The 20,953-nt window shown below is 42.7% G+C and carries 24 protein-coding genes; 6 read left to right on the top strand and 18 right to left on the bottom strand.

Translation table 11 applies throughout. The features are described from left to right. The first annotated feature begins 87 nt into the window (after nucleotides 1-87). Nucleotides 88-771, top strand: coding sequence for a class I SAM-dependent methyltransferase (locus ACYVD4_RS03145; protein ID WP_460942303.1), 684 nt, complete (start codon nucleotides 88-90; stop codon nucleotides 769-771). Nucleotides 772-999: 228 nt separating this feature from the next. Beyond that, entirely contained in the window at nucleotides 1,000-1,524 is a 525-nt protein-coding gene (mog, locus tag ACYVD4_RS03140; protein ID WP_460942301.1) for a molybdopterin adenylyltransferase, read from the top strand. A gap of 50 nt (nucleotides 1,525-1,574) precedes the next feature. Here the strand turns inward: mog and ACYVD4_RS03135 are convergent, their stop codons facing one another. After that, nucleotides 1,575-2,801, bottom strand: coding sequence for an anhydro-N-acetylmuramic acid kinase (locus ACYVD4_RS03135; RefSeq protein ID WP_460942299.1), 1,227 nt, complete (start codon nucleotides 2,799-2,801; stop codon nucleotides 1,575-1,577). 101 nt (nucleotides 2,802-2,902) lie between these two features. Between ACYVD4_RS03135 and ACYVD4_RS03130 the strand changes: the two genes are divergently transcribed. From ACYVD4_RS03130 to ACYVD4_RS03120, 3 genes are all read left to right on the top strand, one after another. Beyond that, a complete protein-coding gene (locus tag ACYVD4_RS03130) occupies nucleotides 2,903-3,802 on the top strand; it encodes a fructosamine kinase family protein (protein ID WP_460942297.1) in 900 nt (299 codons plus the stop codon). A gap of 71 nt (nucleotides 3,803-3,873) precedes the next feature. Beyond that, the gene (locus ACYVD4_RS03125; RefSeq protein ID WP_460942295.1) at nucleotides 3,874-5,274 is read left to right on the top strand and encodes a DEAD/DEAH box helicase; all 1,401 of its coding nucleotides are present in this window, start codon (nucleotides 3,874-3,876) and stop codon (nucleotides 5,272-5,274) included. A 71-nt stretch (nucleotides 5,275-5,345) separates the two neighbouring features. Next, nucleotides 5,346-6,137 (top strand): tetratricopeptide repeat protein, encoded by a 792-nt coding sequence (locus ACYVD4_RS03120; RefSeq protein WP_460942293.1) that lies wholly within the window; start codon nucleotides 5,346-5,348, stop codon nucleotides 6,135-6,137. A gap of 49 nt (nucleotides 6,138-6,186) precedes the next feature. Here ACYVD4_RS03120 and fcl read toward each other — a convergent pair whose 3' ends face one another. Continuing rightward, nucleotides 6,187-7,128: a GDP-L-fucose synthase gene (fcl, locus tag ACYVD4_RS03115; protein ID WP_460942291.1), complete on the bottom strand. Its 942-nt coding sequence runs from the start codon at nucleotides 7,126-7,128 to the stop codon at nucleotides 6,187-6,189. A 114-nt stretch (nucleotides 7,129-7,242) separates the two neighbouring features. On the opposite strand from fcl, the gene ACYVD4_RS03110 reads away from it, so the two are divergent. Further along, entirely contained in the window at nucleotides 7,243-8,247 is a 1,005-nt protein-coding gene (locus tag ACYVD4_RS03110; protein ID WP_460942288.1) for a toxin-antitoxin system YwqK family antitoxin, read from the top strand. Nucleotides 8,248-8,284: 37 nt separating this feature from the next. Here ACYVD4_RS03110 and ACYVD4_RS03105 read toward each other — a convergent pair whose 3' ends face one another. From ACYVD4_RS03105 to ACYVD4_RS03030, 16 genes are all read right to left on the bottom strand, one after another. Beyond that, a complete protein-coding gene (locus ACYVD4_RS03105) occupies nucleotides 8,285-8,917 on the bottom strand; it encodes an acetyltransferase (protein WP_460942286.1) in 633 nt (210 codons plus the stop codon). Nucleotides 8,918-8,967: 50 nt separating this feature from the next. After that, a complete protein-coding gene (locus ACYVD4_RS03100; protein WP_460942284.1) occupies nucleotides 8,968-9,807 on the bottom strand; it encodes an NAD(P)H-binding protein in 840 nt (279 codons plus the stop codon). 2 nt (nucleotides 9,808-9,809) lie between these two features. Further along, nucleotides 9,810-10,853, bottom strand: a complete 1,044-nt coding sequence (locus ACYVD4_RS03095; RefSeq protein ID WP_460942282.1) for an outer membrane beta-barrel protein — start codon at nucleotides 10,851-10,853, stop codon at nucleotides 9,810-9,812. After that, the gene (locus ACYVD4_RS03090; RefSeq protein ID WP_460942280.1) at nucleotides 10,850-11,749 is read right to left on the bottom strand and encodes a hypothetical protein; all 900 of its coding nucleotides are present in this window, start codon (nucleotides 11,747-11,749) and stop codon (nucleotides 10,850-10,852) included. The genes ACYVD4_RS03095 and ACYVD4_RS03090 overlap by 4 nt, the downstream gene beginning before the upstream one ends. Beyond that, nucleotides 11,718-12,323 (bottom strand): RNA polymerase sigma factor, encoded by a 606-nt coding sequence (locus ACYVD4_RS03085; protein ID WP_460942278.1) that lies wholly within the window; start codon nucleotides 12,321-12,323, stop codon nucleotides 11,718-11,720. Before ACYVD4_RS03085 ends, ACYVD4_RS03090 begins: the two co-directional genes overlap by 32 nt. Nucleotides 12,324-12,428: 105 nt before the next feature. Further along, a complete protein-coding gene (locus ACYVD4_RS03080) occupies nucleotides 12,429-12,698 on the bottom strand; it encodes a DUF983 domain-containing protein (protein WP_460942276.1) in 270 nt (89 codons plus the stop codon). Between the two features lie 52 nt (nucleotides 12,699-12,750). Further along, entirely contained in the window at nucleotides 12,751-13,032 is a 282-nt protein-coding gene (locus ACYVD4_RS03075; protein ID WP_460942274.1) for a hypothetical protein, read from the bottom strand. A gap of 11 nt (nucleotides 13,033-13,043) precedes the next feature. Then, nucleotides 13,044-13,586, bottom strand: coding sequence for a DUF420 domain-containing protein (locus tag ACYVD4_RS03070; protein ID WP_460942272.1), 543 nt, complete (start codon nucleotides 13,584-13,586; stop codon nucleotides 13,044-13,046). 3 nt (nucleotides 13,587-13,589) lie between these two features. Continuing rightward, on the bottom strand, nucleotides 13,590-14,300 hold the full coding sequence (locus ACYVD4_RS03065) for an SCO family protein (RefSeq protein WP_460942270.1): 711 nt from the start codon (nucleotides 14,298-14,300) through the stop codon (nucleotides 13,590-13,592). A gap of 3 nt (nucleotides 14,301-14,303) precedes the next feature. After that, complete coding sequence (locus tag ACYVD4_RS03060) at nucleotides 14,304-14,633, bottom strand: cytochrome C oxidase subunit IV family protein (protein ID WP_460942268.1); 330 nt, start codon at nucleotides 14,631-14,633, stop codon at nucleotides 14,304-14,306. 16 nt (nucleotides 14,634-14,649) lie between these two features. Further along, the gene (locus ACYVD4_RS03055) at nucleotides 14,650-15,447 is read right to left on the bottom strand and encodes a cytochrome c oxidase subunit 3 (protein ID WP_460942266.1); all 798 of its coding nucleotides are present in this window, start codon (nucleotides 15,445-15,447) and stop codon (nucleotides 14,650-14,652) included. A gap of 15 nt (nucleotides 15,448-15,462) precedes the next feature. After that, nucleotides 15,463-16,053 carry a cytochrome c oxidase subunit 3 gene (locus tag ACYVD4_RS03050; protein ID WP_460942264.1) on the bottom strand — a complete coding sequence of 197 codons (591 nt, stop codon included), beginning with the start codon at nucleotides 16,051-16,053 and terminating at the stop codon, nucleotides 15,463-15,465. 9 nt (nucleotides 16,054-16,062) lie between these two features. Continuing rightward, the gene (gene cyoE / locus ACYVD4_RS03045; RefSeq protein WP_460942262.1) at nucleotides 16,063-16,941 is read right to left on the bottom strand and encodes a heme o synthase; all 879 of its coding nucleotides are present in this window, start codon (nucleotides 16,939-16,941) and stop codon (nucleotides 16,063-16,065) included. A gap of 1 nt (nucleotide 16,942) precedes the next feature. After that, nucleotides 16,943-17,953, bottom strand: a complete 1,011-nt coding sequence (locus ACYVD4_RS03040) for a COX15/CtaA family protein (RefSeq protein ID WP_460942260.1) — start codon at nucleotides 17,951-17,953, stop codon at nucleotides 16,943-16,945. Continuing rightward, nucleotides 17,928-19,811, bottom strand: coding sequence for a cytochrome c oxidase subunit I (locus ACYVD4_RS03035; protein WP_460942258.1), 1,884 nt, complete (start codon nucleotides 19,809-19,811; stop codon nucleotides 17,928-17,930). The genes ACYVD4_RS03040 and ACYVD4_RS03035 overlap by 26 nt, the downstream gene beginning before the upstream one ends. Nucleotides 19,812-19,832: 21 nt before the next feature. Next, a complete protein-coding gene (locus tag ACYVD4_RS03030; RefSeq protein ID WP_460942256.1) occupies nucleotides 19,833-20,951 on the bottom strand; it encodes a cytochrome c oxidase subunit II in 1,119 nt (372 codons plus the stop codon). Between the last annotated feature and the right edge of the window lie 2 nt (nucleotides 20,952-20,953).

Here is a 20,953-nt window from a genome sequence, read left to right as displayed (position 1 = left end):
AAAATGATTTAGCTATTGGGATTTTCTATAAAATCTAATAGTGTCACATTAAACTTTTATATTACTGTATTTTGAAATCATTTCATTATGTTTAGAAACCTGATCAATAAACTATTGCCATATGAAGTATTGGCTTCATTTGACAATTACAAAATTTTGAGTGGTAAGTATGGGCACTACAAAAGTGCTAAGAACAAGCAAAGTATTGATCAGAATGGTAAACCTATACCCTGGTATACATATCCAATGGTTGAATACCTGCAACAACTTGATTTTTCTGATAAAACAGTTTTTGAATTTGGTTCTGGTAATTCTACGTTGTTTTGGGCTAGCCGAAGTAAACACGTAGTAGCCATTGAAGATGACCCAGCTTGGTATGCGCTAATCAAACCAAAATTACCTGCTAACGTTACGTATCTACTAGTTGATTCGAAAGACGCATACCTAAAGGGTATACAACAATTTCCAGAACCATTTGATGTAATTATCGTCGATGGTAGTCATCGTTATGACTGTGTCGTTAATTCTCGCCCTAAACTGTCTGATGCCGGATTTATGATTCTAGATAATTCGGACTGGTTTGTTGAAGCAACTGCCTTTTTACGTAATAGCGATCTGATTGAAGTTGATATGGCCGGATTTAATCCGATTAATGGTTATGCAACAACGACCTCCATCTTTTTTAGTCGACAGGTTAAACTATCGCCGGCTGGTGATAAACAACCTAAAACAGCTATTGGTGGTATTGAACAGTACCTCGATCATAAGTAAGTATGATTAGTGCTCCATTATTCTGAGCACTAATCTTTTTTATAGACTGGACCAAGAAGCAGAGAGTGCTTGATTTGTTGGCCGACAATCAGTTCACCAACTGCCTTTAACATTGACATGCTGATTGATAGAGAACAGTAAACAAGTGGGTTGAGAACCAGTTTATGGTTCTAGGGCAGCATAGTCGGATCAGCCGTCATTGTTTGAGCTATCATTAGTTTATATCCGATGATACGTATTGGTATTATTAACGTTTCGGACCGGGCCAGTGCGGGGGTCTATGAAGATATTCCGGGGAAAGCCGTAGTTAGTTTACTGACTGAATGGCTAACGAGCCCTTGGGAACCTGTTTACCGAATTATCCCCGATGAACAGAACCAACTTGAAGCAACACTCATTGAGCTGGCCGATTCTGAAGGGTGTTGTCTGGTTGTTACAACAGGCGGTACTGGTCCGGCTCTGCGCGACGTAACGCCTGAAGCTACAGAAGCTGTTTGTCAGAAAATGCTTCCCGGTTTTGGAGAACTGATGCGTAAGGAAAGCCTTAATTACGTACCAACAGCTATTTTGTCGCGCCAGACAGCGGGTATACGTAACAAAACACTTATTCTTAACCTGCCAGGTCGTCCGAAGGCAATTGGCCAATGCTTGTCCGTAGTATTTCCTGCTATTCCTTACTGTATTGATCTTATTGGAGGCCCTTTTCTTACGACACACGAAGAAAAAATGAAGGTGTTCCGGCCTAAAAATTAGTCAGATTTTCCTGCTATACGTTGGGGGAAGCTTGGCCAAAAAGATGTTTACTACATCGGAAAACTTACTTTTCCCATTGTAATACTTGGTACGCCCTGTCTGTCGCCAAACGACGTAGTACCGCCTGCCAAACTTTCATTAGCCAATACAGCAAAAAGAACGGCTTCCTTGGCATCTCCATTAATACCTAGTTCATCAGTACTTCCAAACGAACAGCTCGTAAGTTGCTGTTGTATGGCAGTGGTCAGAGCAGGATTGTGCATACCGCCACCACTCATATAAATTCGATACGTTGCCTCTGCCTGCATAACACGCATGATACCATCTACAATAGTATCAGCGCTAAATTGGACAAGCGTAGCCATTAAATCAGCCCCTGGCAAATTAGTAGTCTGAGTTTGCTGTTGAGCTTGCTCTACATAACCAACATTAAATACTTCCGGCCCTGTTGTCTTTGGAAAAGGAGCTTCAAAGAATGGATTACGTTTTAGGGCTTGAAGTAACGTTATATGAGGAGTTCCCTGTGCAGCTAGCTTCCCGTCTTCATCATAGGGCCTATCCAGAAGTTTGCGCGCGTAAGCGTCTAACAAGGTATTTCCTGGTCCCGTATCGGTTGTAAATACGTTTCGGGCATCGGCATCAGCAGGCAAATAGGTGAAATTAGCGATACCACCCATATTGAGCAGAATTCGATTTTCGCCCTGCGTATCCGTTCCGTTATGTGAATCGTTTGGCTTTGAGAAAACAAAGTAATCACCATAGACTGCTAGCGGAGCCCCTTCGCCCCCATGTGCTACGTGTTTTTGCCTGAAATCACTAAACGTAATAATTCCTGTTACCGCAGCAATATGATCGCCATCGCCAATCTGAAGCGTAGCATTCGGAAACTTATCATGCCCATGTTGTGTACGTGGCGCATGATAAACCGTTTGGCCATGACTGGCTATAATGTCTATTTCAGTTGGCTTGATACCCCATTTGTTCAGACAATCGAGAATCATTTGCCCATGTAATCGGCCGATATATGGATTTAAAAGGCACAAATATTCGAAATCAATCTGTTTCCGGGCAAAAATATGCCGGATGTCTGATTTCAGGTCATCAGTATAATCTACAGTCGCGAAGTGCTCAAGGGTTACGGTAGTGTTTGGGCCGCTTCCTGCTATCCGACACAATGCTACGTCGAGACCATCGAGCGACGTTCCTGACATAAGACCAATGATACGTCGTTCTGTCTTCTGGGCGATGTTATATAAATTCTGAATTTGTAGGTTCATATTCAGTTCATTGTGTTCGTTTATAGGTTATTTTGTGTTGACGATTGACTTGATTTGCCCCTAAGCTAGCTAAACCTATCCAACTATAAATTACTGCACGCATGAGTTTCTGGGGCGATGAGCAATTTACCTTTTTCGAAAGTATCCTGTTTTCTGTTTTAGGTCGGCATACCGATGTGATGGAAGCTCGTTTTCTATCAGGTGGAGACATTAACACAGCGGCTCAGGTAATTTCGGACGAAGGTACGTTTTTCATTAAGTGGAATCAGGCCGAAGATAGGCAGGATGTTTACCACCCCGATATGTTTGATGCCGAATCACAGGGACTTGAGTTATTACGGGCCACAAAAACAGTACAGATTCCGCGTGTAATCGGCCACGGTCGACAGGGTAATAAAACGTATCTGGTTCTGGAATACATAGAATCTGGAAATCCTGACACTAAGTATTGGGAAATCCTTGGTCAGTCTTTAGCGCAGCTTCACTCAAAAACGCAGCCACAATTTGGACTGCACTTTACTAACTTTATTGGTTCGTTAACCCAAAACAATACGTTAACGCCCGATGGCCATGCTTTCTTTTTCGAACAGCGGTTATTACCGCAAGCGGGTCTTGCACTTTACAATGGATTATTAACCAAAGATTCTTACGATGCATTATTCAGGCTCCGTGATCGCCTGAGCGATATTTTACCAGCCGAGCGACCAGCATTACTTCACGGCGATTTATGGTCGGGCAACGTATTGATCAATGGAAAAGGACAGCCTGCTTTAATAGACCCAGCCGTTTATTACGGTTTTCGCGAAGCGGAACTTGCTTTTACCCGATTGTTTGGCGGTTTTGATGAGCAATTTTACGAAGCATACGACGAAGCATTCCCGCTCGAACGTGGTTTTCGGGAACGTATCGCCATTTATAATCTATATCCGCTTTTGGTTCATGTGAATCTGTTTGGCTCAGGCTACGTTAGCGGAGTAGAACGTGTTTTAAAACAGTTTTAAAGTTGATGCTAGTCGGTATCTAGCTAGTCTCTCTTTGGCTAATGCTTATCGACTGACGACTGATAATTTCTATGGATATTACTTCTTTCGAACAATTTGACCTGAATCGGCAGCTTCTGAATGCAATTGCTGATCTTGGCTATACAGAACCAACTCCTATTCAGCAGAAAACGATTCCGCTCAGTTTAGGAAATCATGATGTACTGGGAATTGCCCAAACAGGAACGGGAAAAACAGCAGCTTATCTGTTACCGCTGCTCATGAAAATAAAGTATGCGCAGGGAAATAATCCTCGTGCGCTGATTCTGGCTCCCACCCGTGAATTAGTACTTCAGATTAATGAAGCAGTTGGCCAATTGAGCAAGTATACCGATCTGCGACACGTAGCACTATATGGCGGATTAGGTCCTAAAACGCAGATTGAAGCGTTGCGAAACGGCGTTGATTTACTAGTAGCCACGCCCGGTCGATTCATGGATCTTTATCGGATGGGTGAAATTGTAACGAAAGAGATTCGCACGATGGTGCTCGACGAAGCCGACAAAATGATGGATATGGGCTTTATGCCTCAAATCAGATCGATTTTGGAAGTTATTCCAACCAAACGGCAAAACTTACTTTTCTCGGCCACATTTGGCGGTCGGGTAGAAAGACTCTCTGGCGAATTTCTGGAAGCGCCTGTAAAAATAGAAGTAACTCCGCAAGCGTCAACGGCGGAAATGGTCAATCAGATTCTGTACGAAGTTCCCAATTTTCGCACGAAGATTAACCTGCTCGATTACCTGATCAGTAACGACAAATTTCAACGAGTTATCATCTTTGCTCGTACCAAGACTACGGCCGAAAATATTTACAAATTTCTGGCTCGTAAAGTGGTAGAGTCGGATAAGATACGGGTTATTCATGCCAATAAAGGCCAGAACACACGTATCAATGCAATGGAAGCCTTCAAAGATGGTATTCTACAGGTTTTAGTAGCAACCGATGTAGCAGCTCGTGGTATCGACGTAGCAGAGGTAAGCCATGTAATCAACTTCGATTTGCCGCTTATCTACGAAGATTATGTGCACCGTATCGGACGCACTGGCCGAGCGAAACGCGCTGGTGAAGCCATTACGTTTCTGACAATGGCCGAAGAATATCATGTGCAGAAAATTGAGAAAATTATCCGCATGACAATTCCTCGTGAGCCGGTTCCACCGCTGGTAGAAATTGCGGAAACACCGTTTGACGAACAACAGGAAATGCTACGTGAAATTGACCTGCAACGTCGCAAGGAAGATCCTACGTTTCAGGGAGCTTTTCACGAAAAGAAAGCTAAAAATCAACATCATATACCAAAATCGGGCAAATCGTTATCTTCTCCCAAACGTGCAACAAATACTTCTCCTTCGCAGAAACGCTCTGGCTCGCCTTCGGGAAGTAAATTGGCCAGTGCAAAGCGTACAACTTTACGACGTGGTAAGAGGTAATTTATTGGGAATGTACTAACTTAGGTTCCCTTTTCGTTTTATCGAAACCAAACCTATGGTTTAGTGCATATATGCGTATTTGGATAAAACTGATAGCGTGTTCGTTAGTTGTTTCGCCGATTTTGTCGGTGGCACAGCCTAAGCAGCTCATTATATCAGCGCGTTCGGGTATGGCTGTTCAGACACCGGCAACCAGCCAGGAATCGAACCAAACGACCGAATCGACTTCTGCCGATGCCAACGATACGTCTGGCGGCTCGGTAAATACATTGCCTCTCTTTGGCGAACGAGGAAAAACAGCCGAACAGATAGATCAGGAAATTCACTTTCTGAACGATTGCGACCGGAACTTTACGAGCCGTTCGGAGGCCAGTGATTTCTTTGCCGCGCGTGGCTGGGATTATGTTGATGATGGCCAGTTAGACACGGCTGCGCATCGGTTTAATTTATCCTGGCTACTGAATCACGATAATTCGGATGCCTATTGGGGTTTAGGTGTTGTATGCTACCAGAAAAACCACCTGCCCGATGCTATTCGCATGATGAGAAAAGGATTGACTGTAGCCGATAGCAATACAGTATTGATGACCGATCTGGCAACTGTTGAAATAAAATATTATCAGGAAAAATCGGATGCAGATATACTGGCAGATGCCGAAACGCATTTGCAGAAAGCTGTTACCATTAATCCGAATGCGTTGTCGTTGCAGAAGCTTTCAGTTGTTCACTTTTTGAAGGCCGATTATACCAAAGCCTGGGACTATTTCCATCAGGCTCGAAGTCTGGACTTGTCATCGCTCGATTTAAGCTATTTAAACGATTTACTAGCCAAACATCCTGACCCAAAAGGGGTGTTTAAATAAAAAAGCCGTCGGTTACGACGGCTTTTTTATTTAATTCGCTACGTATCATTTATTCTACGTATAAAACTTCGTTTGCCAGAAAGTCCTGATAAGTTTGTTCAACACCTTCTTTGAGTTCGGTTGTGTGTTTCCAGCCCATAGCGTGTAGTCGTGATACGTCCATCAGCTTACGGGGGGTTCCATCAGGTTTTTCGGTGTTCCAGACAAGTTCGCCGTCAAAACCAACTGTTTCTTTTACCAGTTCGGCCAGTTCACGTATCGTTACGTCTTCTCCTGTACCAATATTGACAAACAGCTCGTCATTATAGTGCTCCATCAGGTAGAAGCAGGCATCGGCTAAGTCGTTGGCATGCAGAAATTCGCGACGGGGTGAACCCGTTCCCCAGACTTCTACAGACGGCAGATTATTGATTTTGGCTTCGTGAAACTTCCGAATCAGTGCCGGTAATACGTGCGAGCCCTGTAAATCATAGTTATCATTAGGGCCGTAGAGATTCGTGGGCATTGCCGAAATGAAATTACTGCCGTATTGGCTCCGGTAAGCTTCACACAGTTTTATACCGCTAATTTTCGCAATGGCATACGGCTCATTTGTTGGCTCCAGAAAGCCACTCAACAAATAATCTTCCTTCAGCGGCTGAGGTGCCAGTTTCGGATAAATACACGATGAACCAAGGAACAACAATTTCTTTACACCTGTTACATAAGCCTGGTGAATGATGTTCGCTTCAATCATCAGGTTATCATACAAAAATTCGGCACGAAAGGTGTTGTTGGCTAGAATACCACCTACTTTAGCAGCCGCCAGAAATACGTAGTCAGGACGTTCTTCGGTAAAAAAATCGGCAACAGCCGCCTGATTTCGTAAATCCAGCTCTGATGAAGTTCGGGTAATAATATTCGTATATCCTTCTGCCTGAAGTTTACGGGTGATAGCTGAACCTACCATACCACGATGTCCGGCAACATAAATACGGGCTTGTTTTTCCACAAGATTATTAATAAACAAACCGCAGATAAGCAGGCGGTTGAATGATAAAATAATAACACGTCATTTAACGTTGCAAAAGTAACAAACTTCGGGCATCAACCGTTTCCGCGCACCATGTTTGCTTTTCATTTAAAACTGTCGATTACGTTTTTATTACTTAGTGGGCCCTTCGTGCTTAGCCCTGTTTGTGCGCAGACTGGGCCTTCGTCGTTAACTACAGCCTCAAAACCCAAGCTTGAGGCATCGGGCGCACCAGCTTCACCTTTTTCATCGGTACCGTCTTCGTTAACAACGCTTGGTTTGCCAACGATGTCTTCTCTGAAAGAGCAGAAAGACTCGTATGTATCGGAGGTAAAGGACCTTGGTTTGAAAGTTAAAGAGCTGAAAAAGCTGAAAGCCGATAAGAAGACCAAAAACAAGCAATCGAAAACCGAATACGAAGGCTTATCGATGGTGAAGGTTTACACCAAAATAGGTAGTGGCGATCGGACTATTGTTGAAGAGTTTCATATTCTGCGCGATAACGATGCCGCAAAGCCACTAGCTCACGTTCGCGAAATTTTTCGATACTATCAGAAATCGGGGCGCGTAACCAGCTCTATTGTCCGCGATGAAGGAAATGGTCTGCTGCTGCATGGGCCTTACAAACGTTTTCAGAATGGCGATTTGATGGAAGAAGGTTTTTACTATGCAGGTATGAAAGATGGCCGCTGGGAAAAATACGATACCAAGTTCATGCTTCTTGACAAAATTCGTTGGCATCGGGGTGTCTCGGCAGAATCGCGGCTGGTTTATTATGATTCATCGCACCACAAAATCAAGGAAATCATTCCGGTAGAATATGGTAAAGTAAAAGGAACGTATCTGGCTTTCCACGAAAACGGGCTATTGGCCGAAGAAGGTAAATTTGATAATGGTGTGAAGATCGGTCGCTGGACGGAATACTATCCAATTAACCCTAGTGGGCGACGGATGCGTAGTAAATTAATCCAACACGCCAGCAGTCAATGGGAAACCCCATTCGAATCGTTCGTGATTACTGAGTGGGATCAAAAAGGGAAAGTAACCTTCGAACGATCTAAAGATAAGGTAGTTCAGGAGGAAGAAACCGAAAATTAATCAAACAGGGAACGTAGCATTACGTTCCCTGTTTGATTTAAAGAGCTTTCGCAGGGTTACCAAATACGGTTGACCCGGCTGCTACGTTCTCGACCACAACTGAGCCTGCACCTATACGTGCATTCTTGCCAATGGTAATACCAGCAACCAACGTAGCACCTGCACCGATAAAGGTACCTTCTTCGACAACGGCTCCGCTGCTTATTATGCTTCCGGTGCCGACCTGAACATAATCGCCAAGTTTAGCCTGACTTTCGATTATAGCGCCCGACTGAATGATGCAATGCTGACCGATTTCGGCATACGGATTCACAACGGCTCGTGCTGCCAGCAGATTTCCATGTCCAATATTCGCTAACGTTGAAACAAGTGCGGTATCATGAATGGCGTTAACGGGCTGCACTTTGCGTCGTTCGTTGAGCATTTTCACCAGCCGCTTACGAACTCTGGCATCGCCTATAGCTACAAAAGCTTCACACTTATGGCCAATGAGTTTGAGGAAACCGTCATCGTCTGTTTCACCCAAAACCGAAACATCGCCAAATTCTTTCCCGTGAAGCGCCTTATTATCGTCTAGTAAACCGTAAACTACTACGTTGTTTCGCTGAAACAGGTCTAATGCCGTTACGCCGAGACTGCCTGCTCCAAAAATAAGCACTGGATTTTCCATCAATTTGATACGTATTCACTACGTCTTGTTAATTCGTCACCTAGTAACAATTATTTCTGGTAGAAAAATTGCAATGGGTCAGAATATTTAAATACGTAGTTCACGGCTGCCGTTAATTTTTCGGTAGATATAATTTTATACGGCAATGCTATCTCCGGCTTTATGAAGGTGGGCGTATCGTAGCCAAAATCTGTACAGGTTTTTCTGTAGATGGCTTCGCGGGTGGGGTGTTCGGGAGATACGGCGTTAAACGTACCAGCAAGTGGTTTTTGAATCAATACAGTCAATAGGCCAACAGCATCGTCGCGGTGAAGATAATTCACCGGAATCGCTCCATTGTCAACCGTTCGTCCAGAAACATATTTACCCGGAATCCGGTCGTACCCTAACAATCCTCCAGAACGGACTATAGTAACCAATTTTCTAGGCTCTAGTTGTTTTATCAACTCTTCAGCTTTAACTATGCCTGGTGCCGGCGAATTTTCAGGAGTTAGTTCATCCGTTTCGCGCGCATAATGATCTGCTTCATTGGCGTTACGTTCGGCATAAACTGATGTTGAACTGATAAAAATGACTTCACGAACTGCTGACTTTTCGATGGCATCAACCAAAAAGCGAATCTGTTGTGGATGAAAATCATCGCCCTGCTTTCCGGCTCTCGGCGGTATATTAATAACGACTAGATCGGCTTGTAACAGAGATTCCAGATTACCAATTGGTTCGGGGTTTAATAGGAGCTGATACGTATCGATACCTTTGTTAGCAATAGAAGCTGCTTTTTCGGCCGACGTAACACTGCCTTTTACCGAAAAACCTTCACGCACTAAACGTTCGGCCAGTGGAAGTCCTAACCAACCCAAACCAATAATTGAAACCTTTTTACCAGACATATTTATAGACCAATACCGAAACTGATTGCACGTACATCGGGCCCTTTTCCGGGCTGAAACAATGGACTTAAATCGTACTTTACGAAAAAATCGAAACTACGAATACCCAGATGCGCCATTAGACCGTAGCGGTAATTATTTAAATAAAAATCATAGTGCCGCCGGTCTGTCGTTCCATCCGCTTCCTTTATTTTCCGGTAACTGTCAAGCCTGTAATTCACATAACCCCCAATGCCAAAGTGACCAACCTTCCGTCCATTACTGTTATAAAATGTTAGGCGGGGCACAACTGGCAAACCAATCGTACAAACGGTTAACTTACTTTTCTGAAGCTCTCGTCCAGCATCTGGAAATTCGACGGTTGTAGGGCCTTTAACAACCATATTATTGCCATCAAACATAAAATTGTTCCAGGCAACTTCTACGCCGTAGTACAATTTCAACGTAGCATATCGTCCCGGAATAATCGTAGGTGTTGCGCCAATAGATATAGATGCATACCGTGAACCCAGGGGCAGTAAATCATAATCAGTTTCGGAGAAGGCTGGATTTGGGCTTTGCTGAATAAAACTATTTAATCCGACCCCAAAGCCGAAATCGACTCCTTTATTTTCATGCCTTCTACGTCTTCTACGTTCATCTTCCCGTTCCCGTTCATGCGCTCTTTCAGACTTAGCTTTATCTGCATCCGAAGTATTTTTATCCTCTGACACTGAAGTATTTTTTTCCTGCGTAACGATAGTGGTTCCGTTATCTGTTCTGACTACAATTACTGTATCTTTCAAATAGCGATCTCCTTCTTTTGAAATGGCTGTTTTTCCACCGGGCACGGAGTCGAGCTTCATACCCATTTCGCGCACGATTTTGTTCAGATCATAGTTTGACAGAGCCTGAATTCCAGCTTTATCTGGTGCATAAATAACCAGCCTGGTCCGATTTGCAAATCGAATTACGAGCGAATCAGTAGGACTTAACGAGTTCGCGTGGGCGCTCCATGCCGTAATTACGACAAACGTAGTAATGACCACACGTAGTAACGTATTCATTGTTTTGTGGATTTATCTTTCTCAATACTGTGCTTTAGGCCAGAATATGCCCGACTTAACAAACCACGGTCTTCATTTGCGCGATTATCACCTCGTGCAAATATTTCGCCCTCTTTGAAACGCTTAACTTGTTTCCATAGGCTACCTGATTTTGAACCTTTGTCAGCGTTTTCGTCATTATCAAACGAATGTGCTTCGGGTGATGCTTTTTCCTGGCGAGAGGCAACTAAGCCTTCGGGCTCTGCAATGGTTACTACCAGCACGCGCTCTGAAGCCGGTATTGATTTTACCATTGTTTCGCTGGTTGCAATCTGTTTTGAATTAACTGGTTGAACCGTTGCTACGTCTGGTACTACGTTATCAGTTGTTTTGGCTTGATTTGAAGTCGGTTCTACCTGAGCAAGAGTCGTTTCACTACGTTTGTTTGTCGTCTCTACGTTTTGCTCTTGTGAATTCTTCTGCGTAGTCTCAATGCTACGTTTGGTTTTAGTAGTGACTGCGAGCTGGTCATTATTCACCGCCAGATTTTGTTCGGCAATCACTACGTCCTGAGTCGGTTTTTTCGTCGCTAAATCCAGTGTTTCTGACTTTGTTGCATTCGGGTTTTTATCAACGGCTTTTGAGGTCTCAATGATAGCAACCTGTGCTTCACCAATCTTAGGAGAAGAAGGCCAATATTGCCACCCTGCCAGACACACCAATGCCAAACAAGCCGCAGCCGCTAGGGATCGTTGTATGACCGGATTTCGCCAGAATACAATGCGCGCTTCCGGCGCAGACTGCCCCATACGAGCTTGTAGCCGCTCGAAACCGTCGGAACTCGGCTTCATCGACAAATTGCCTAGCTTTCTGGCAAATAAGTCGTCAATTGGCTGTTTTTCGGTATGTTCTTTCATAATTATCTGTCCGATATTCTGGTTCCTGTTCCAATTTCTTAAGATTCGCCTGTAAGAGCGTTCTTGCTCTACTAAGCTGCGATTTTGACGTACCTTCTGATATGCCTAGCATCTCAGCTATTTCGGCGTGGGCGTATCCTTCAATGGCATATAAATTGAAGATTGTACGATATCCATCAGGTAATTGATTTACAATACGTAGTAAATCATGTTCATTCAGACTAGCATCGGCCCATTCATAGTCGGGTTCGGCGGTAGTTTCTTCAATTGAGATTTCCTGTCGCCATTGTTTATTTCGGCGTAGGAACATTAATGACTCCGTTACCATGATTCGTCGAATCCAGCCTTCGAAACTACCTTGCTCTCTGAATTGCTCAATTTTCTCAAATACCCGCATGAATCCGTCAAGCATCACTTCTTCGGCATCTGCCCGATTGGCACAATATCGTGTGCATACAGCCAGCATTTTGCCCGAAAATCGTTCATATACGACTTTGTGAGCACGGCTTTCGCCACGCTTCAAGGCAGTAATCAACTGCGCTTCGGTCGTAAAAAACGGTATAATTCGAAGCATATTTTGTTCAGGTTCACCGAGAAGATGCAAGATAGATTACCCGAGGTTGCACCAATCTATATTTTTTTTATTCGGAATTTTTCCAAGCCATAAAAAAAGGGCCCTTTATAGCCCTTTTATATATTTGATTCCTGCTACGTAGTGTAGCCAGATAACACGTGATATTCTAAAATTAACAGGAGCTATCACAACCATCAGTGGTGCAATAACGGCAGCATATATCCATCCTTCAGGATCTCCTCCCCAATAGAATAACAGAAATCCAACTACTAGAGCCACACCGCCAGAAATGGCATAACTAACATACATTGCCCCAATAAAATAACCCGGCTCGACTTCATAACGTAGTCCACAATGTGGACAATGCTCGTACATTTCGTCAAATCCTCTAGGAACGTAGAATGGTCTTTTAAAAATTTTCCCTTGTCTACATCTGGGACATAGCCCGTTTAACGCGGCCTGCAATTTCGAGACGTTGTCCATGCTCTCGTTTACTATGCCGATACCACATATAGCCAATAGAGGCAACAATTAGGTAGGGCGCAATCAATAAATATAAAATTCCGAAATTTAAATCTGACGCAACAACGCTACGTCCGTTACTCACCGTACTCTCGACTGTGCTACGGCACATGGCACATTGAGCCATAAGATCAGGAGATACGCTTATTAGTATTATTGCCATTAACCACACTTGCCAACGTCTCATTTTCATTCGAATTAATGGATGTAATAAGGCTTAATCATTAAATACACAACAACGCCTGTCACACTAACATAAAGCCAGATTGGGAAGGCGTATTTTACTGTTTGTTTATGCTTTACAATTTGTCCGCTTAATGCAAAATAGACAGCACGTAGTACAAACCAAACGACTACTACAGATAAGACTATATGGGAAATTAACAGGAAATAATAAACGGGACGTATCCACCCTTTTCCACCAAATGCGGTCGATTCATTTGTTAAATGGTAAAGAACGTAGCTGACCAAAAAGATTGAGCCGAAGGTGAAAGCAGCCAGCATGGTAATTTTATGTGCCTGAACGTTCTTTTGTTTAATAAAGTAATAACCTATTAATAACAGAACTGACGTTAGGGAGTTGATAATGCCGTTAATATGAGGTAGATACGTAGTCCAGCTACCTAAATCAACTTTCTGGCGAATACCAAGTAATACAGCAACAGCAAGTGGAATTGCCAGCGCCAAAATATTTATGACCCGATTCGCTTTTTGTTCCTGAGCGGGTTGAAGAACTTCCATTGTTTATTCTTTGCTATAAATATCCAGCAGGATTCGGATCTCAAGTACTAAACGGTCAACATCTTCTTTATCCGTTCCGTCATAAAATCCTCTCACAATCCCGTCTTTATCTACCAATACCAACTTTTCGCTATGAATAAAAGTTTCGTCGGGCTTTCCCTCCTTTACTCCTGCGTCTACTACTGGTAAATAGTAGCCATGCATAGCTAAGTCATAAATAGCAGCTTTGCTTCCGGTCAGAAAATACCATTTTCCGGGTATTGCTTCATATTTCTGAGCATATGCCTTTAATTGCTCAGGTCTATCATGCTCTGGGTCTACGGAATGCGAGAGGAAAACGATTTCAGGATGATTACGAAAAATATCCTGTACGCGTGTTAGTTGCGAGGAGATACGTGGGCAGATAGTGCCACAACGCGTGAAGAAGAAATCTGCTACGTAAATCTTTCCTTTTACAATTGATTCATTTACAGTCTTACCATCCTGATCTATTAGACTGAAAGGCGGTATATGATTATAAATTGTATCTGTTATTTGACGCCCATCTGCTGTTGTCACTTTACCCATCAATGGCTCACTTTTTGTCGAGTCGATTTTGGGCAAATAGCGTGGCAGTACGTAGTGGTTTTTTGTGCCAAAGCGCAGGAATAGATACAGTAAAGCCGGGATTAGCAACGTAGCGAGCAAAATCCCGGCTTTTCTTGTGGTTGTCATGTATTAACCAAATACAGAAATACCTATTGAATCACCTTCTTTCAATAAAGCAATTAATAGCCAAATGATAAAAATGATAGGAACAACAATTGCCCAGATCAGGCTTTTTACTTCGTGTTTCAAGTGCATGAATTCACCAACAATGTAGAAGGCTTTCACTAGCGTCATGATAACGAAAATAGACGTCCGCAGACCGCCCGCATGCATTAGGTAAGCCAGCGTAAATTCAACTACAGTAATACCTAAAAGTATCCAGAAGGTCCGCCAGATAATTCCTGTATTAGCAGGTGGGATTTCGCCTACTTCGTGCGTACCGTGTGTGTGATCAGACATGGTAAAAAAACGGTTATTAAACTAGATAGAAGAACGTGAAAACAAATACCCAAACCAGATCGACAAAGTGCCAGTATAGGCCAACTTTTTCAACCATTTCATAATGACCACGACGTGCATAAAGCCCTGTGGCAGCTCTGTAGAAAATCAGGATATTTAGTACTACACCGCTAAATACGTGCGTTCCATGAAAGCCTGTTATGAAGAAAAATAGGTCTGCAAAGGCAGGAGGGCCGTATTGGTTTTCTACTAGATTAGCTCCAAAAATAGTACGTTGAATTGTCTGGCCATTCACAATTTCGCTTATTGTCGTCCCGGCTTCTGTTCCGTGGATGAAGTGGCTCCATTCCCAAGCCTGGCTACCTAAAAAGGTAAAACCACCTAGAATTGTCCATAGCATGTATTTCTCTACATCTGCCTGATCCATGCGATGTCCTGCTTCAACAGCTAATACCATTGTAACACTACTAAAAATCAGGATGAAAGTCATGATACCCACGAAAATTAATGGGGCATGTACACCGTGCAAAAATGGCAGAGAAGCATATACCATTTCTGGCGTTGGCCAGTATAGGTTCGAAAACTTAAATACTTCGCCATAAATTGCTGGGTCCCAGGCTGGATAACTATAGCGAATTAAGCCATACGTTACCAGAAGGGCTGAGAAGGTGAACGTATCTGATATTAAAAAGAACCACATCATTAGCTTGCCGTAGCTCACTTTCATGGGTTCGACTCCACCCATCCAGATTTTTTTGTCGAAAATCGCGTCCGAATCGGTCGTCAGGGTATCGTGTGTTACAGTAGCCGCCATGCGTCTAAAGGATTATCAATGAAAATAGACTAAAAAGAAAAACAAATACAACCACAAAATGTCTAAAAAATGCCAGTACGTTGCCGCAATTTCTATTTGATTTAGGCTTTTTGCATGAATTTTCAAGCGAAAAGCAGCTATGAGTGCAACGATCAACACAATTAATCCGGAAATCAAATGGAAGCCATGTAATCCGGTGAATATATACATGAACGAGCCAGAAGGATTGCCAACAAAAAACACATTCTCGTTGACTAAGTCGACCCATCCCTGAAATTGCATATACAGGAATATCGCTCCAAGTACAAAAGTAATAGTTATCGCTATCTTCAGACCGTTGAAGTTATCTTTTTTTGCAGCCAGATAGGCCCAATGCATCGTCAAACTACTAAGCACCAAAACGATTGAACTATAACTAAATACACTTGGAATGTCATATTCCAGCCAGTTTCCTTCAGCTCGCCGGACTAGGTAAGCACTAGTCATTGCGGCAAACAGCATCACAATACTTACAATGAACAACCACAGTATAAACTTACGTGGATTCATTGAGAGCGTTTCCTGAGGCTCTTCTACGATTGAAATATTTTCTACTACACTGTTCATAGTTTGTTGTTAAACTTTATCAAGCAGATAAACAATCTGTACAATTGGCAAGTAAAGCAAGGAGCCAAACATCATTTGTAGAGCGGCTTTGTCTGTACAGGTTCTCATTAAATGAAAAGTTTGCGCTAAAAACAAAACTCCACCAATCATGGCTACAACTGCAGAGGTAATACCTGTTACTCCTAGTAAATAAGGCAACCAGCCAACTGGTACCAGAAACAATGTATAGATCATGATTCTGAACGCAGTTTCTGTTGTTTTACCATTTCCAGGCATCATTTGAATACCCGCCTTTTTATACTCATCAAACGCTAACCAGCCAATTGCCCAAAAATGAGGAAATTGCCAGCAGAACTGAATAGCAAATAGAATACCCGGTGCCCAGCCAAATTGATTTGTTGCAGCTACCCAACCAATCATTGGAGGAAATGCGCCCGGTAAAGCTCCAACAAACACCGCAATCTGTCCTTTTCGCTTCAAAGGTGTATAGACAAATCCATAGAGCAACAATGATAGTATTGCCAAGGCAGCAGCTCTGATGTTGAAAAATTGTACGTACAGATAACTTGCTATTGTAAATAGAATAAAAGCGAAAATAGCTGCCTCCTGAATACTAAGCCTTCCTGTAGGTAATGGACGTACTGCTGTACGTTTCATTACTTTATCAGAATCTTTCTCAATGATTTGGTTAATAATGTTTGCTGCACCTGTGATACAGATTGATGACACGGTTAAAATTGCAATCTTAAGCCAGTTAATCTCATTTATAGCTAAACAATACCCAAAAATCCCAGAGAATACCACTGCTAAGGTTAGCTTTAGCTTCAGCAATTCTACATAGGCTTTTGCCTTCTCAGCTCTTACAGTAATTGCAACTACTTTATCCATACTATATTTCGACAAGTCTAGATCTTTTACCCATTAATTGCGATTTAAGCAGTTTAGGGTTAATTATTATCCAGACGGCAAACTGTGCACCAATTAAAAGGATCGCGAGTAATAAATGGATTGGTTGAGTTATAGCTGGTACGGCCATATAAGCCATTATTATACCTACAACAATCTCGGCTACTACCATTACCATTAATCCATTTGTCAAGGGTAACAACCATTTATTTCCTTCTAATTTGCGTAATCTACTAACAACGAATAGGTGGAACGCAAAAAGTATGATAGAAAATGAACGATGTACATAGAAGCTTCCGCCTAAGTTGCTGATCCAGTTATCACGTTGTGTGTAACCCAATCGTCGTACAACCTCATCTAATGCACTACGTACTTGAGTACCAAGAACGATTTGGAAAATCGTTAAAGCCATTAGTCCAAATACTAACCATTGTAACGTAGTAGTTTTTGGTTCTATTAGTTGCTGATTATCAATTGAACGTATCAGAGCGAATATTAATACAAATACAACGGCTATTGCTAATAACAAATGTATTGTAATCATGTACTGAGCTAGTTCAGTTGCAACCACTCTTGAGCCTAACCAGCCATTCAAACCAATCAATATGAATGCAGCAAAACTGCTGCAAACTACTAGTTTATCTTTCCGTAAGTACGTCAATGAAGCTATCAACGTACCAAAAACGAAAAAACCGGACAAAACGCCAACCAATCTATTAGCGTATTCTATCCAGGTTTTTACGGCATTGAATTCTATTTCTCCTTTCAATTTCGCCCCGTAAATCTCCTGATAGTTTTTGGGTAACTGTGAGATTTCGGTTGGTGGTATCCAACGACCAAAGCACTTTGGCCAATCTGGACAGCCCATTCCAGAACCGGTGCCTCTGACAATACCTCCTGCTAGTATAACTAGATAAACAACAAGTATGGTCAGAAGCGCCAGTTTTTGGAACCGTCGTTCTGGATTTTTAGTGGGGTTGATTGAACTGGTCATTCAAATTTTGAGCTTCAATCTCTTTTTCCATTCCAATCAGCTCATTTTCATGTGGCAAATTAGACTCTGGTGTTTGAGAGAAAGGCACGTTTTGTGGGATGAAGTCATCCTTAGCGCCAGGCTTGCTGTAATCGTAAGGCCAACGATAAACCGCAGGAATTTCGCCAACCCAGTTACCATGACCAGGGTTAACTGGTGTAGTCCATTCTAAGGTATTAGAACGCCAAGGGTTTTGAGGTGCTTTACGTCCTTTGATTAAACTATACACAAAGTTATAGATAAATATCCACTGAGCAGCAAATGTGAATATAGCAGCCAGACTAATAAAGCTGTTCATATCAGCGAAGATATTCTTCGTGAAATCATAGCTTGTAAAAGCATAGTAACGACGAGGAAAACCTGCAATACCCACGTAGTGCATTGGGAAGAACACAAGGTAAATACCAATAAAGGTCAACCAGAAGTGAGCATAACCAAGCTTTTCATTCATCATTCTGCCAAACATTTTAGGAAACCAGTGATATACACCAGCTAGTAACCCAAACGCAGATGCGGCTCCCATTACTAGGTGGAAGTGAGCAACCACAAAGTAGGTATCGTGCAGTTGGATATCTAAGGCCGAGTTACCTAAAATAAGACCTGTAAGTCCACCTGAAATAAAGAACGATACAAGTCCTATCGAAAACAGCATGGCTGGTGTAAATCGTATGTTTCCACGCCACAGTGTTGTTATGTAGTTGAACGCTTTTACTGCTGATGGTACAGCAATAATCAGCGTCAGGAACATGAAGATCGAGCCTAAGAATGGGTTCATGCCCGTAACGAACATGTGGTGTGCCCATACAATAAAGGCCAGAAATGCAATACCCATCATAGATGCAATCATCGCACGGTAACCGAAGATAGGTTTACGAGCGTTAGTTGCAATGATTTCTGAGGTCATACCTAGAGCAGGCAATAAAACAATATATACCTCTGGGTGTCCTAAAAACCAGAATAAGTGCTGGAATAAGATTGGGCTTCCTCCTACGTTTGGCAGAGCTTCACCTTTGATATAAATTTCAGACAGGTAAAAACTTGTACCGAAGCTCCGGTCGAAAATTAACAGCAGAGCAGCTGATAATAATACGGGGAATGAGATCAGCCCTAATACAGCCGTTAAGAAAAAAGCCCAGATCGTTAAAGGCAGTTTGCTGAACGACATTCCACGTGTACGTAGGTTAATTACTGTAGTAATGTAATTGATGCCACCCAGCAGCTGTGACACGATAAAGAGAGCCATACTAATCAGCCAAAGGGTCATACCAAATTCTGATCCTTTGTGTGCTTGAGGCAGTGCACTCAATGGTGGGTAAATCACCCAGCCGCCTGACGCAGGTCCTGTTTCGATAAATAACGAACCCAACATCAACATACTAGCCATAAAGAAGAACCAATATGACAGCATATTCAGAAAACCAGATGCCATATCACGGGCACCAACTTGAAGAGGAATCAGGAAGTTGGAGAACGTACCGCTCAAGCCCGCTGTAAGCACGAAGAATACCATAATGGTTCCGTGCATTGTTACCAATGCCAGATAGAAATCTGGGTCAAGTTTACCTGTTTCGTTAATCCATCCGCCTAGAATTGGGCGAAGGAAATCAAGCTTCATATCAGGAAAACCTAACTGAAGGCGAAACATCACAGATAAGCTAATACCGATAATTGACCAGATAATCCCCGAAATAAGGTACTGTTTGGCAATTGTTTTGTGATCTTCGGAGAATATGTATTTGCGCCAAAAACTTTGCGGCTCATGATGGTCATGCTCTGCTGCATGTGCCACGGTTGCCGAGTTAGCTGATACAGTCGCCATAGTGTTCTTAAAAGGTTAAAATTATCGGAGTGTAGTGCTAGCTACTTTTACTCCATTAGTAACTACCGATGCTGTTACGCTATCAGCTGGTGTAGCGGATTCTTCAGTTGGCAGATATTTAGCAGCCTTTGCTTTAAGATTTGCTGGAATGCGGGAAGCAAGTTCTGGTACAGCCGAAAGCAATGGTTTTTGCTCTTTACACCAGGCCTGCCAAGAAGCCTCATCCTCTACAACCAGACGAATACGCATTGAAAAATGCCCTTGTCCACATACTTCTGTGCAAGCAATTTCATAACCAAAATTCGGATTGCCGGTTATGTTACGCATTTCATCTGTCGTCTTATCTGCAGTGAACCAGAAACGAGTGGGCATACCAGGGACAGCATCCATTTTAACACGCAGGTGAGGAATGAATACGCTATGTAGTACGTCACGAGCGCGAATTTTTAACAGAACTGGCTTATTAACCGGGATATGCAATTCTGACGTCGAAACAAAGTCATCAAACGAAGCTTCATCCGTATAATCGATACCTGTTTCGTTGTTATTATCAATCAGCTTGTAGTTAAACGCACCAAGTTTGTTATTATCTACGCCAGGATAGCGGGCAATCCAGTTGAACTGTTTTCCTACAATCTCGAAAACTTGTGCATCTGCTGGGGCTTCTGACATAATATCACGCCACGCACGCCATCCTGTGAACACCATTACAGCCATCACAACCGCAGGAATAACGGTCCAGATTAATTCAAGTTTATGGTTTTCAGGATAATAAGCTGCTTTACGTCCTTCCTTGTGCTGATAAAGCCAAGCAAACAGGAACAACAAAGCATTCGTAACAATTAAGGCTACCGTAATAATGCCCATCGACAGCCAGAACAAAAAGTCTGTACGACGTCCGTGGGGAGTTGAAGCCTCCGGTAAGAAGAATTGTTTAGCGTATAGATACGACCATGCAAATCCAATAATAGAGACGACTAGGAAAACCATGAATAAGACCGCATTGATACGATTACTCATGCCTATATGGCCCTCTTCTACAGGACCATTTGCGTTTTTCACAACGGCAGCCATCCGGGAAACAACAACTGCTGCCAGACCCAGAAAAATTACCGATAATATAATAACTATATAAACCATCG

The sequence above is a fragment of the Spirosoma daeguense genome, assembly GCF_054776875.1.
Note: the sequence above shows the minus strand (reverse complement) of the source record. Positions and strands in the feature narration are given on the sequence as shown.